This window comes from Pseudomonas sp. 5P_5.1_Bac1 (assembly GCF_025466015.1).
Lineage (GTDB): Bacteria > Pseudomonadota > Gammaproteobacteria > Pseudomonadales > Pseudomonadaceae > Aquipseudomonas.
Genome location: NZ_JANLNX010000065.1, coordinates 1 through 13116 on the forward strand (window position 1 = coordinate 1; position 13116 = coordinate 13116).

Genomic DNA, 13116 nt, shown 5'->3' on the forward strand with positions numbered 1-13116 from the left:
GCGATGGGAGCTTAGAACTCCAACTGAGCCGAGAACTGCACAGTCCGTGGATCACCCAGGTAGAAGCTGTTCAGCCAGTATTCCTTGTTCGCCAGGTTGGCGACGTTGACCCGGAAGGTCACGTCGTTGTCCGCCACGTGGGTTTTGTAGCGCGCACCCGCATCGAAGGTGGTGAACGACGGCAGGCTCACGTGGTTGGCTTCATCGGCATATTGCTTGCCGGTGTAGTAGGCACCACCGGTCAGCACTACGCCCGGCAGGGCGTCCAGATCGTACTCGGCGTAGACCTTGGCCAGTTGCTTGGCGACGTTGGTCGGGGCGTTGCCTTCGTTGGCGGTGATGGCGGTCTTCTTGACCTGCGGATCCAGCAGGGTGATACCGCCGACCACGGTCAGCTCAGGCAGCACTTTGCCGGTCACGCTGAACTCCATGCCGTTGTTTTCCTGGCGGCCGTCCTGGGTGTAGAGTCCGGCGCTGTTCTTGTAGTTGTTCGGCTTGTCGATATTGAAGAAGGCCAGGGTGAGCAGGGTGTCGCCCACGGTCGCCTTCGCGCCGATTTCATACTGTTCGCTGATCTGCGGCGCCAGCGCCTGACCGGCGTTGATCGCATCGCTTGGCGCTACGCCGCCGGCCTGCAGGCCTTCGATGTAGGTGGCGTAGGTGGTCAGCCAGGGCACTGGCTTGTAGATAAGCGAGATGTTTGGCGAAGTCTTGCTCTTGTTGTACTTGGTTTCGGTCTCCGGCGTGCCGAAGGCCTTGGCGTAGACGAACTCGTTGGTGTAGCTCTTGATCTGGGTCTGGGTCACGCCAAGGATGGTCGACCACTGCTCGTTGAAGGTGATGATGTCGCCGAGCAGGAAGTTGTTGGTTTCCGCGCTGTTGGCCAGGCGCTGGTCGCCATGACCGATGGACCAGCCGGGCTTGGTCACTTGCGGCCGCTCGCTGATCGGCAGGGTGCCCACCGGAGACTGGTACTGCAAATCCAGAGACGGGATGTGGTCCTCGTACTGTTTAACCCGGGTGGTGTTGCCCTGGTAGCCCACGGTCAGCTTGTGGTCCAGCGGGCCGGTGGCGAAGGCGGCATCGAGGAACAGCGAGCCGGATTTTTCTTCGGTTTCGATCGGCGCGAACGCGTACAGCGGCTGGCTGTAGGTGGTGGCGCTGGTCAGCGTCGGACCGGTGTAGGTGAACTCATCGGTGTACTGCTGGGCCGCGAAGGCCGCACGCACGGTGAAGGTGTCGTTCAGGCGCCAGTTGGCGCGCACGCCGGCCTTGTCGGTTTCGTTGTCGGAGAACGACCATTTCTGGCTGTACAGCTTGTCGTTTTTCAGCGACGAAGCATCAGGCCGTTCGATACCCGGCGCGACATACCAGTAGCTGCTCAGCCCATGCACCTGGTTGCGGCGGTGGGAGGCGTCGAACTGGATCTGCAGGTCGTCGTTGACGTTCCAGTCCAGTGCCGCGCTGATCATTTCGCGGCGGTGCTTCTGCAGATCGATGGCGGTCTCGCCGTCCTGCGCCAGCACGTTCAGGCGGTAGGCGAACACGCCGGCGTCGTCGATCTTGCCGCCGAAGTCGCCATGCATGTAGTAGTTTTCGCCGCCGGCGTTGCCGAGGGTGACGCTGTTGTAGCGCTCGTAGGTCGGGCGCTTGAGCACGTAGTTGACCAGGCCACCGGGCGTGCCCGGGCCATACAGGAAGCCGGTCAGGCCGGTGATGATTTCCAGTTGCTCGGTGTCTTCGATGAAGTTGCCGGCATCGGCGCCGTTGCTGAAGCGCAGGCCGTCGTTGGCGATGTTCATGTTGCCGGAGCCGCTGAAGCCGCGGATCGCGACGGCGCTGGCATAACCGGCGGCGCGTGGCCCGTAGAGCTGGGTGGCGGGGTTGCGCTTGAACACGTCGTCGAGGCTGGTGGTCTGGGTGTTCTTGAGGAATTCCTGGGACACCACGCTCATGGAGTAAGGCGTGTCTTGCAGCTTCATGGCGCCGAGGGCGCCGACGTTCTTGATGGTTTCCGCGCGGTAGCCGGCGGCGGCGCTGCCGTCAGCGCTGGCGACCTTGGCGTTGATATCGGTGCTGGGCAGGGCGATGGCGTTTTCTTCCACGGCCACCAGGCTATACGTCCCGGCACTGCTCTGTTGCAGTTGCAGGCCGCTGCCGCGCAGGGCCTGTTGCAGGGCGCCGACGGCGTCGTACTGGCCTTTGACCGGGGCCGAGGTGCGCCCGCTGGCCAGCGCCGGGTCCAGGGTCAGGGCAATGCCGGCCTGGCTGGCGATCTGGTTCAGGGTGGTGGCCAGCGGCGCGGCCGGCAGGTTGTAGCTGCGCAGGTTGCCGGCCTGTTCGGCGGCGATCAGCGGGGTGCTGGCCAACGGTGCGGCGATGGCAATGGCCACGGCCAGCAGACTTGGACGCAGGAAGCTTTCGATTGAGCGGGTCATGCGGGTCCTCGACGGGATATGTGCTAACTAGCCTCCTTGCCGAGCGAGAATTGAAAAGTGATAGGGCTGGATGAAAATATTTTCGATTTAGATTTCGGTGGGGCAGCGACCTGATCGCCGACACGTCAGCGATCAGCTCAGAAGTGGTTATTTGTCGCCGCGCGCCATCACCGTCACCCACCACGGCGTCCGCTGCTGCACCTGCACCGGCAGGGTCGGCAACAGCGATTTCAGCGCCAGGTCGGTGTCATGCAGCGGGAAGCTGCCGGTGATGCGCAAATCGGCGACTTCGGGCGCAACGCCCAGGTAACCGGCGCGATAACGCCCCAGTTCGCCCAGCAGGTCGCCCAGCCGCACGTTGTCCACCACCAGCATGCCGCGAGTCCAGGCGTCGGCGCCGGGCTTGAGGGTGTTGATGCGACCTAATTGGTCGTGGCTCATCAACACTTCCTGGCCTTCATGCACGATCTGCTCGTCGCCGCTGTCCTGCGGCTTGGCGGCCACGGCCGACTGCAACACGCTCAGGCGCGTGCCATCGCCTTCCAGACGCACCAGGAAGCGCGTGCCCAACGCCCGCATGCGACCATCATCGGTGGCGACGACGAACGGACGGAGGTCGTTGGCCTTGTGCCCGGTCTCGATGGAAATCTCGCCGTCGTGCAGCACGATCAGGCGTTCGTTCTCGGTGAAGCGGATGTCCACCGCCGAATGGGTGTTCAGGCTGATCAGCGTGCCGTCGTCCAAGCGCAGGCTGCGCTGCTCGCCGGTGGCGGTGCGCTGGTCGGCGAGCCAGTAACCCAGCGTCTGATGAGCATTGACCCAACTGAGCAGGCCGCCCACCAGCAACAGGCTGGCGAGCCCGCCGCCGAGCTTGCGCACGCGCTGGCGCAGGCTCACACGGGATTGCATCAGGGCTTTGCGCGCCGGGCCCGCGGCGGCGGCGAAACGCTGGTCGAGCATGCCCAGTTGCAGCCAGGCGCGGGCGTGTTCTTCGCTGGCGGCATGCCAGCGCTCGAAGTCGGCGCGTTCCTGGGCGTTGCCGCTGCCGGCATCCAGGCACAGTTGCCAGGCGATGGCGGCATCGAGCACACCGGCGGAAACCGGTCGGGCGTTCAGCGCGCTCATGTCGGCTCGCCGTACAGCGCGATGTAGCACTGGCGCATGCCTTGGGCCAGGTACTGGCGCACCCGCGGCACGGAGACGCCGAGTTTGGCGGCGATCTCGGCGTGCGTCATGCCGTCCAGGCGGTTGTACAGGAACGCCGCGCGGGCCTTGCTCGACAGCTTGCCGAGCAGGCGGTCGATGGCCTTGAGGTCTTCGAGGATCAGCAGCAGCGCTTCGGGGGACGGTTGTTCGGCCTCGGGCACCAGCAGCAGCTCTTCCAGGTACGCCTGCTCCAGCGCCGTGCGGCGGAAATGGTCGAACAGCAGGCCCTTGGCCACGGCCATGAGGAACGCCCGCGGCTGGCGCGGTGCCGGCAACTCGTCGCGACCAAGCAGGCGCACGAAGGTGTCCTGGCTCAGGTCTTCGGCGCGCTCGGCGCTGGCAAGGTTGCGGCGCAACCAGGCGAGCAGCCAGCTGCGGTGGTCGCGGTACAGCGCACCGACCAGCTCGTTGTGAGGGCTAGGCACGGACGACAAGGCGTTCCCCGGGAAAAAGAATGCGTTAACTAACGAGAATTATTCGCGATTGTGTCAGAGCCCGTGGCACTGTGCAATTAACGCTCATCGGATTCAGCGCGGTCGGGGAAGGGCGATTACATCCCGTGGCTTTGCTGGCGCTTGCGCCGCCAGCCCTGGAGGCGTTGCTCCAGAGCCTTCGGGCTGTCCAGTTGCTGGCGCCGGGCCTGGCTGAACAGAATCAGCGCCAGTTCGGCGGTGACCTGGGCGTCGGCGCTGGCGTTGTGACGTTCCTCGACCAGCAGTTTGAAGTGCGCCACCCAGTCGTCCAGGCCGGCGTCGCGCATCACCACATCCGGGTTGAGCAGCGGCGCCAGTTCCGCCACGTCCATAAACGGGTGCGCGAGCTTGTAGCCGAGGCTGTCCTTGAGCGCGCGGCTGAGCATGCGCTGGTCGAAACCGGCGTGGAAGGCCAGCAGCGGGCTGTCGCCGATGAAGTCCATTAGGTCCAGCAGCGCTTCCACCGGGTCGCAGCCGGCGGCGATGGCGCTGGGCGCCAGGCCGTGGATCAGCACGCTGGGCGCGAGCTTGTGGTCGTGGCGGTGCAGGGTGCGTTCGAACTGCTGGCTGAAATCGATGGCGCCGTCCTCGATCACCACGGCACCGATGGACAACACCTGATCGCGGTTGACGTTCAGGCCGCTGGTTTCCAGATCCAGTACCACCCAGCGCTGCTTGCCCAGCGGCGCTTCGCCCAGCACCGGCGGCGTGCCCAGCCCGGCCAGGCGCTGGCGCTGCACGTCGTCGAGGGTGGGTTGGCTGGGGCGCAGCCAGGCAAACAGGCTCATAGCTGAAAACTCACAGTTGGTAACGCAGGGCCAGGCTGCTTTGCAGGCGTTGGGCCTGACGCAGCGATTCACGCAGGATGCGCCGGTCCAGATCGTTGAGGCTGTCCGGGTCGACGCGGTTGGAGTACGGCAGGTTCTGCCGGGTCTGCAACTGGTGCTGCTGCATGCGGGTCTGCTGGATGAAGTGGTAAGCCTCTTCGAAGGCGCCGCCGTCCAGCGGGTCGATGACTTCCTTTGCCACCAGTTGGCGCAGCCGCTCAAGGGTGTTGTTGGCGCTGATGCCGTTGGCCAGGGCCAGCAGGCGCGCGCCGTCGACGAACGGCGTCAGGCCCTGGACCTTGAGGTCGAGGGTGGCGGCCTTGTCGTTGCCGCTGCGGGTCAGGACGAATTCGCGGAAGCGCCCCACCGGCGGTTTCTGGCGCAGCGCGTTGTCCGCCATCATGCGTTGGAACAGGCGATTGTCGGCGACCTGGTCGAGGACGCTCTGGCGCAGTTGTTCGCAACTGTCGTCGTTGCCCCAGACCACCCGCAGGTCGAAATAGATGCTCGAAGCCAGCAGGTTTTCCGGGGTCGCCTCGCGGATAAAGGCGGCGAAGCGCCGCGCCCATTCGGCCCGCGACAGGCACAGCTCGGGATTGCCCGCCATGATGTTGCCCTTGCACAGGCTGAAACCGCACTGCGCCAGGCCCTGGTTGATGTGTTGCGCCAGCGGCAGCAGGCGCCCGCGAATCTCGGCGGCTTCGGCCGCATCGCGGGCGTCGAAGATGATGCCGTTGTCCTGGTCGGTGTGCAGCGTCTGTTCGCGGCGGCCCTCGCTGCCGAAGCAGAGCCAGGTGAACGGTACGCCCGGGTCGCCCTTTTCCTCGATCGCCAGTTCGATCACCCGGCACACGGTGTGGTCGTTGAGCAGGGTGATGATGTGGGTGATCTGCGTCGAGGACGCGCCGTGGGCCAGCATGCGTTCCACAAGCTGGCCGATTTCGCCGCGCATCGCCACCAGGCTTTCCAGGCGCGGCGCGCTGCGGATGGTGCGAGCCAGATGGACCAGGTCGACCCGTTGCAGGGAAAACAGATCGCGCTCGGACACCACGCCGCACAGGCGACGGTCTTCCACCAGGCAGACGTGGGCGATATGCCGCTCGGTCATGGCGATGGCGGCGTCGAAGGCGCTGGCCTGGGGCGTGAGGTAGAACGGCGAGGCGGTCATGTGGCCGGACACCGCCGAGTCGAAGTCGGTCTCGGCCCGGGCCACCACCTGACGCAGGTCGCGCAGGGTGAAGATGCCCACCGGGAAGCGTTCGTCATCGATGATCACGATGCTGCCGACCTGGGTTTCATCCATCAGGCGTACCGCTTCGCGCAGGCTGGTCTGCGGCGGACAGGCCACCGGGTGACGCATGGCCAGTTCGCCGAGGCGGGTGTTCAGCGAATACTGGTTGCCGAGGGTTTCCACCGCGCGGCGCTGGACCTGCTGGTTGACCTGGTCGAGCAGGCTGCTGACGCCGCGCAGGGCAAAATCGCGGAACACTTCGGACAAGGCGAACAGGCGGATAAACGCCGCTTTGTTCAGTTGCAGGCAAAACGTGTCTTCGCCGGCCACGTGTTCGGTGCGGGTGGCGCGCTCGCCCAGCAGGGCGGCCAGCGGGAAGCATTCGCCGCGGGCGATTTCGAAGGTGGTTTCAGTGTCGCCCTTGACCACATGGGTGCGTTCGCCGACCACGCGGCCCTGTTTGACGATATAAAAGTGCTCGACCGGGCCGTCAGCGGGCTTGATGATGCTGTCGCCGGCCGCGTAGAACCGCAGTTGGCACTGCTCGACCAGATAGGCCAGATGGGCGTTTTCCATCTGATTGAACGGCGGGAAGCGTTGCAGGAACTGCATGGTGCCCTGGATGTTCTGCATCACTGCAGTTTTCCCGGCTTGGGTGAAAGCGTCCATTTTGCTCATCGGCGTGACCGTTCCAGGGTTTCGTCCAGGGAAACCGTTTTGTTGTTATTGCCTTCATGGTCGGCTGCGGGCTACCCGGTGCCCATTGGACGTAAGTCTAAGGGAGGGGTGCCGGACGAAATACAGGTTGCAAGCACTCCGAATGCGGTCTGAACTTGATTTACGGGACATTCTGCAGGTCACCGACGATGAGACATCCATGCCCGATCACGATGATTTACTGAGCGACGCCGAACGTGCGGCGCTGGCGGAGCTTACGGCGCCCCCAGCCAGCCCGCAGAAAGTGCTGATCGTCGATGACGACGAAGACGCTCGCGCGCTGCTGGCCGAGATCCTCGAGTTCCACGGTATCGAGTGTGTAACGTTGACCGCTGCTGACGATGCACTGCTGGTCATCGCGAGCGACCGGCGTATTGGCTTGTTGATCACGGATTTGCGGATGGGGCCGTTCGATGGCCTGGAGCTGATTCGCAAGGTGCGCGAATCGGAGTGGGCGCAGCTGCCGATCATCATCATTTCCGGCGATGCCGACGTACAGGACGCGATCACGGCGATGCATTTGAGCGTGGTGGATTTTCTGCTCAAGCCGATCGATGTGGACAAGCTGATGGAGTTGGTGCGGCGGGAGTTGGGGATTCAGGAATGAACGGGGGCCGCTTTTCGGCCCAATCGCGACGGTTCGGCCCGCGCCTACAATGTTTCATGATCAACACGAACCTGTAGGAGCGAGCTTGCTCGCGATCAGGCTGCACAGCAGCCCCACATTCAGCGCCTGCGATCAGAGACCGTTACGCGCCTTGTACTCACGACGACGACGATGCAGCACCGGCTCGGTGTAGCCGTTCGGCTGCTTGGTGCCTTCGACGACCAGCTCGACCGCCGCCTGGAAGGCGATGTTGTTGTCGAAGTCTGGCGCCAGCGGGCGGTACAGCGGGTCGTTGGCGTTCTGCTTGTCCACCACCGGCGCCATGCGCTTCAGGCTTTCCAGCACCTGCTCTTCGCTCACCACGCCGTGGCGCAGCCAGTTGGCCAGCAACTGCGCGGAGATACGCAGAGTCGCGCGGTCTTCCATCAGGCCGACATCGTTGATGTCCGGCACTTTCGAGCAACCCACGCCCTGGTCGATCCAGCGAACCACGTAGCCGAGGATGCCCTGGGCGTTGTTGTCCAGCTCGTTGCGGATTTCGTCGGCGGACCAGTTGGTGTCCGGCGCCAGCGGGATGGTCAGGATGTCATCGACCGAAGCCGGTGCGCGCTTGGCCAGTTCCGCCTGACGGGCGAACACGTCGACCTTGTGGTAGTGCAGCACGTGCAGTGCAGCGGCAGTCGGCGACGGCACCCAGGCGGTGTTGGCACCGGCCAGCGGGTGAGCGATCTTCTGCTCGAGCATGTCGGCCATCAGGTCCGGCATGGCCCACATGCCTTTACCGATCTGTGCGCGACCTTGCAGGCCAGCAGCCAGGCCGATGTCGACGTTGGAGTTTTCGTAGGCGCCGATCCACTTCTGCGTCTTCATGGCCCCCTTGCGCACCATGGCGCCGGCTTCCATCGAAGTGTGGATTTCGTCACCGGTACGGTCGAGGAAGCCGGTGTTGATGAACACCACGCGCTCGCTGGCAGCCTTGATGCAGGCCTTGAGGTTGACCGTGGTGCGGCGCTCCTCGTCCATGATCCCGACTTTCAGGGTGTTGTGCGGCAGGCCCAGCATGTCTTCGATGCGGCCGAACAGCTCGTTGGTGAACGCCGCTTCTTCCGGGCCGTGCATCTTCGGTTTGACGATGTAGACCGAACCGGTACGGCTGTTCTTGCGGGTGGCGCTGCCGTTGAGGTTATGGATCGCCGCGAGGTTGGTGACCAGGCCGTCGAGGATGCCTTCCGGCACTTCGTTACCGTCCTTGTCGAGGATCGCGTCGATGGTCATCAGGTGGCCGACGTTACGCACGAACAGCAGCGAACGACCGTGCAGGGTGACGGTGCCGCCATTGGGCGCGGTGTATTCGCGGTCCGGGTTCATGGTGCGGGTGAAGGTCTGGCCGCCCTTGCTCACGCTTTCCGCCAGGTCGCCCTTCATCAGGCCGAGCCAGTTGCGGTAGACCACGACCTTGTCGTCGGCATCGACGGCGGCCACGGAGTCTTCGCAGTCCATGATGGTGGTCAGTGCGGCTTCGACCAGGATGTCTTTCACGCCGGCGGCGTCGGTCTGGCCGACCGGGGTGGTCGGATCGATCTGGATCTCGAAGTGCAGGCCGTTGTGCTTGAGCAGGATGCCGGTTGGCTCGGAAGCCTGGCCCTGGAAGCCGATCAGTTGCGCGTCGTCACGCAGGCCGCTGTTGCTGCCGCCTTTGAGGGCGACGATCAGCTTGCCGCCGTCGATGCTGTAGCGGGTGGCGTCGACATGGGAGCCGGCAGCCAGTGGCGCGGACTCGTCGAGGAAGGCGCGGGCGAAGGCGATGACCTTGTCGCCGCGAACCTTGTTGTAGCCTTTGCCTTTTTCCGCGCCATCGGCTTCGCTGATCACGTCGGTGCCGTAGAGCGCGTCATACAGCGAGCCCCAGCGAGCGTTGGAGGCGTTCAGGGCGAAGCGGGCGTTCATCACCGGGACGACCAGTTGCGGGCCGGCCATGCGGGCGATTTCGTCGTCCACGTTCTGGGTGGAGAGCTGGAAATCCGATGCTTCTGGCAGCAGATAACCAATTTCCTGAAGGAATGCTTTGTAAGCCACGGCGTCGTGGGCCTGGCCTTTGCGCGCCTGGTGCCAGGCATCGATCTGCGCTTGCAGGGTGTCGCGTTTGCTCAGCAGGGCTTTGTTCTTTGGAGCGAGGTCGTGGATGATCTTTTCCGCACCTGCCCAGAACTTCTCGGCGCTGACGCCGGTTCCGGGAATGGCTTCGTTGTTCACGAAGTCGAACAGGACTTTGGCGACCTGAAGGCCACCGACTTGAACGTGTTCAGTCATTGCTTGCCTCACTCTGCTCAGCTATTACGCTTTTCTATTTATGCCTTACGCGCTTCTCTAAACACGGCACCAGGGCATGCCCTTGCGGGCGACTGGGTGCGGCCTTCCAGACGGGCTGGCGGGCGGTTGCGCATTTTCACAGGCGCTTGGCAGACATCGGATCGGAACGTTTTGTAGTCCGCGCCGCGGCATACTACATGATGCGCTGCGCTTGTGAAAATTAGACTAAATACGTCGTTCTGCGACCGTTTGGTCGCATGGGGTCACGCTGGGAAGGCGTATGTTCGCAAAATTTGTGTGGATTGTTCCAGATAAATCTTAAAACAGTACACGATTTGATTTTCGAAAGGCCTGCGGCAGGTTGCCGCGCCTTGCCTATACTTTCCCGGCGCGCCGTTGCCATGGGCGTTTCCACGGGTTTTCCAGCAGAGGTCGTCCGCGTGAATCATCTTGTACTCACTGTCATCGCCGCCGACAAGGCCGGCCAGGTAGAGCGTATCGCTCAATGCATCGCCGAGCATAATGGCAATTGGCTGGAAAGCCGCATGTCACGGATGGCCGGGCAGTTCGCCGGGATCCTGCGGGTGGCGGTGCCGGCCGAATCCCACGAAGAACTGGTGGACGCCTTGCAGGCGTTGGGTGAGCGCGGCATTCGCGTGCTGATCGCCGAAAGCGGTATCGAACCGTCCTGCACCTGGAAACCCATTGCCATGAGCCTGGTGGGCAATGACCGTCCCGGTATTGTCCGCGACATCACTCGTCTGCTGGCCGAGCAGGGCGTCAATGTGGAACGCCTGAACACCGATGTGCGTCCGGCGCCGATGAGCAGTGAACCCCTGTTCCACGCCGATGCACTGCTTGCCGTGCCGCTGACCCTGTCGCTGGATGACTTGCAGTCGCGCCTCGAAGCGCTGGCCGACGACCTGATGGTGGACCTGGAACTGCGCCCGGAAGAGTAGTTATCCCCAATTCCCTGCTGTTTCACTTATCCCGTTTTATCGGGGACCCGCCTGTGGATAAGCTGGGGAGTCACGGCGCCAGGCCATACGGGCCGTGGCTTTCCGGCGTTTGAGCAAAAAATCACCAGAATTCAGGGGCTTGTGCACAAAGCACGGGGATGAGGGTGTGGATAACCTTGGGAGAGGTTGCTGGAGGCCACGAACGGCGTGGCCTCCGCAGGTTTGTACGTTTTTTGATCAGGCGCGGCGACGCAAACTCATCCAGGCATCGACGCTGTAGAGCGCCAGACCGGCCCAGATAAACATGAACGCCACCAGCGTGCTGCTGGACAAATGTTCATCGAACAACAGCACGGCCTGCAGCAACACCAGGGTTGGCGCGAGGTATTGCAGGAAGCCCAGCGTGGTGTACGGCAGGTGCCGCGCGGCGGCGTTGAAGCACACCAGCGGGACCAGCGTCACCGGGCCGGCCGCCATCAGCCACAGCGCTTCGCTGCTCATATAGAACGCCGGTTGGGCGCTGTGTGCGTCCGGGTGCAGCAGCAGCCAGCCGAGCGCCAGCGGCACCAGCATCCAGGTTTCCACGACCAGGCCGGGCAGGGCGGCGACCGGCGCCTGTTTGCGGATCAGCCCGTAGAAGCCGAAGGTCAGCGCCAGCACCAGCGACACCCAGGGCAAGCTGCCCACCTGCCAGACCTGCTGCGCCACGCCCAGCGCCGCCAGGCCCACCGCGACCCATTGCAAGCGCCGCAGTCGCTCGCCGAGCAACAGCATCCCCAACAGCACGTTTACCAGCGGGTTGATGTAGTAGCCGAGGCTGGCTTCGAGCATGCGCCCGTTGTTCACCGACCAGACGTAGGTCAGCCAGTTGGCCGCGATCAGCACGCCGCTGACCGCCAGCACCGCCAGGCGACGCGGATTCTCGCGCAGCTCGCGCCACCAGCCAGGATGCTTCCAGACCAACAGCAGCAAGGAGCCGAACAGCGCCGACCAGAGCGCCCGGTGGACGATGATTTCCAGTGAAGGAACGCTTTGCAGCGCCTTGAAGTAGAGCGGGAACAGGCCCCAGATGATGTAGGCGGTAAGGCCCAGGATGTACCCGCGGCGCGGGTTTGCGGCAGTCATGCAGGTTCCTTGCTTAGCTAGCTAAATACGCCGCCATTGTAGACAGAGCGCCAGACACATTTAGAACAATTTCAGCGGCGCTTCGTCCAGCGCCGCGCACTGTTCGCGCAGGGCGAGAATCTGGTCGCCCCAGTAACGCTCCTGGCCGAACCAGGGGAAGCTGCGCGGGAACGCCGGGTCGTCCCAGCGCCGTGCCAGCCAGGCGCTGTAGTGCAACAGGCGCAGGCCGCGCAGGGGTTCGATCAGGGCCAGCTCACGCGGGTCGAAGTCGTGGAATTCGTTGTAGCCGTCCATCAGCTCGGCCAACTGGCCCAGGCGTTCTTCGCGGTTGCCGGCCAGCATCATCCACAGGTCCTGCACGGCAGGGCCCATGCGGCAGTCATCGAGGTCGACGATATGGAATACGTCGTCGCGGCACATCATGTTGCCGGGGTGGCAGTCGCCGTGCAGGCGAGTGAGCTTGTGCGGAGTGCGGGCGTAGATGGCCTCGATGCGCTTGAGCAGGTCGCGCGCCACGGATTCGAAGGCCGGCAGCAGGCTCTTCGGCACGAACCCGCCGTCGAGCAGGGTGGCCAGCGAGGCGTGGCCGAAGTTATCCACCGCAAGGTGCTCCCGGTGGGCGAATGGACGGGTGGCGCCCACCGCGTGCAGGCGGCCAAGCAATTGGCCAAGGCGGTAGAGCTGATCCAGGTTGCCCGGCTCCGGCGCGCGGCCACCGCGGCGCGGGAACAGCGCGAAGCGGAAACCGGCGTGCTCGAACAGGGTCTTGCCGTTGTGCGCCAGCGGCGCGACGACCGGCACTTCGCAATCGGCCAGTTCGGCGGTGAAGGCATGTTCTTCAAGAATCGCGGCGTCGGTCCAGCGGTCAGGCCGGTAGAACTTGGCGATCACCGGCTCGGCGTCTTCGATGCCGACCTGATAGACGCGGTTCTCATAGCTGTTCAGGGCCAGCACCCGCGCGTCGCTGAGCAGGTCCTGGCTTTCAATGGCATCCAGGACCAGATCGGGAGTGAGGGTATTGAAGGGATGAGACATGCGCGACTCCGGCTGTGCGGCAGGTGAGCGGCCGCATCGATTCGGCATGGTAACTCAGGGCGCAAACCTTGTAGGAGCGGGGGTGGTGGGGGGGGGGGGGGGGGGGGGGGGGGGGGGGGGGGGGGGGGGGGGGGGGTGGGGGGGGGCGGGGGGGGGGGGGGGGGGGGGGGGGGGGGGTGGGCGGGGGG

Annotated in this window: 10 protein-coding genes; 2 read left to right on the forward strand and 8 right to left on the reverse strand. The window is 64.2% G+C overall.

The window, feature by feature from the left end; translation table 11 throughout:
- Positions 1-11: 11 nt before the first annotated feature.
- From NTD82_RS15050 to NTD82_RS15070, 5 genes are all read right to left on the reverse strand, one after another.
- On the reverse strand, positions 12-2438 hold the full coding sequence (locus tag NTD82_RS15050) for a TonB-dependent receptor (protein ID WP_262129275.1): 2427 nt from the start codon (positions 2436-2438) through the stop codon (positions 12-14).
- 147 nt (positions 2439-2585) lie between these two features.
- A complete protein-coding gene (locus NTD82_RS15055) occupies positions 2586-3563 on the reverse strand; it encodes a FecR domain-containing protein (RefSeq protein WP_262129276.1) in 978 nt (325 codons plus the stop codon).
- Complete coding sequence (locus NTD82_RS15060; RefSeq protein ID WP_262129277.1) at positions 3560-4078, reverse strand: RNA polymerase sigma factor; 519 nt, start codon at positions 4076-4078, stop codon at positions 3560-3562. The genes NTD82_RS15055 and NTD82_RS15060 overlap by 4 nt, the downstream gene beginning before the upstream one ends.
- A gap of 116 nt (positions 4079-4194) precedes the next feature.
- The gene (locus NTD82_RS15065) at positions 4195-4905 is read right to left on the reverse strand and encodes a PolC-type DNA polymerase III (protein ID WP_262129278.1); all 711 of its coding nucleotides are present in this window, start codon (positions 4903-4905) and stop codon (positions 4195-4197) included.
- Between the two features lie 10 nt (positions 4906-4915).
- Positions 4916-6853 (reverse strand): DUF294 nucleotidyltransferase-like domain-containing protein, encoded by a 1938-nt coding sequence (locus tag NTD82_RS15070; protein WP_262129279.1) that lies wholly within the window; start codon positions 6851-6853, stop codon positions 4916-4918.
- Positions 6854-7052: 199 nt separating this feature from the next.
- Between NTD82_RS15070 and NTD82_RS15075 the strand changes: the two genes are divergently transcribed.
- Positions 7053-7499 carry a response regulator gene (locus NTD82_RS15075; protein ID WP_095156199.1) on the forward strand — a complete coding sequence of 149 codons (447 nt, stop codon included), beginning with the start codon at positions 7053-7055 and terminating at the stop codon, positions 7497-7499.
- 132 nt (positions 7500-7631) lie between these two features.
- On the opposite strand, the gene NTD82_RS15080 is transcribed toward NTD82_RS15075, so the two are convergent.
- Positions 7632-9809, reverse strand: coding sequence for a malate synthase G (locus tag NTD82_RS15080; RefSeq protein WP_262129280.1), 2178 nt, complete (start codon positions 9807-9809; stop codon positions 7632-7634).
- A 440-nt stretch (positions 9810-10249) separates the two neighbouring features.
- Here NTD82_RS15080 and NTD82_RS15085 point away from each other — a divergent pair, with 440 nt between their 5' ends.
- On the forward strand, positions 10250-10768 hold the full coding sequence (locus tag NTD82_RS15085) for a glycine cleavage system protein R (RefSeq protein WP_262129281.1): 519 nt from the start codon (positions 10250-10252) through the stop codon (positions 10766-10768).
- Positions 10769-11005: 237 nt separating this feature from the next.
- Here the strand turns inward: NTD82_RS15085 and rarD are convergent, their stop codons facing one another.
- A complete protein-coding gene (rarD, locus tag NTD82_RS15090; RefSeq protein WP_262129282.1) occupies positions 11006-11893 on the reverse strand; it encodes an EamA family transporter RarD in 888 nt (295 codons plus the stop codon).
- 60 nt (positions 11894-11953) lie between these two features.
- The gene (locus tag NTD82_RS15095) at positions 11954-12928 is read right to left on the reverse strand and encodes a serine/threonine protein kinase (RefSeq protein WP_095156195.1); all 975 of its coding nucleotides are present in this window, start codon (positions 12926-12928) and stop codon (positions 11954-11956) included.
- Between the last annotated feature and the right edge of the window lie 188 nt (positions 12929-13116).

Excerpts from the sequence above, each read along its gene's own strand:
- NTD82_RS15065 (WP_262129278.1), bottom strand. The coding sequence starts at position 4,905 with ATGAGCCTGTTTGCCTGGCTGCGCCCCAGCCAACCCACCCTCGACGAC.
- NTD82_RS15050 (WP_262129275.1), bottom strand. The coding sequence starts at position 2,438 with ATGACCCGCTCAATCGAAAGCTTCCTGCGTCCAAGTCTGCTGGCCGTG.
- NTD82_RS15080 (WP_262129280.1), bottom strand. The coding sequence starts at position 9,809 with ATGACTGAACACGTTCAAGTCGGTGGCCTTCAGGTCGCCAAAGTCCTG.
- NTD82_RS15095 (WP_095156195.1), bottom strand. The coding sequence starts at position 12,928 with ATGTCTCATCCCTTCAATACCCTCACTCCCGATCTGGTCCTGGATGCC.
- NTD82_RS15070 (WP_262129279.1), bottom strand. The coding sequence starts at position 6,853 with ATGAGCAAAATGGACGCTTTCACCCAAGCCGGGAAAACTGCAGTGATG.
- NTD82_RS15075 (WP_095156199.1), top strand. The coding sequence starts at position 7,053 with ATGCCCGATCACGATGATTTACTGAGCGACGCCGAACGTGCGGCGCTG.
- NTD82_RS15055 (WP_262129276.1), bottom strand. The coding sequence starts at position 3,563 with ATGAGCGCGCTGAACGCCCGACCGGTTTCCGCCGGTGTGCTCGATGCC.
- rarD (WP_262129282.1), bottom strand. The coding sequence starts at position 11,893 with ATGACTGCCGCAAACCCGCGCCGCGGGTACATCCTGGGCCTTACCGCC.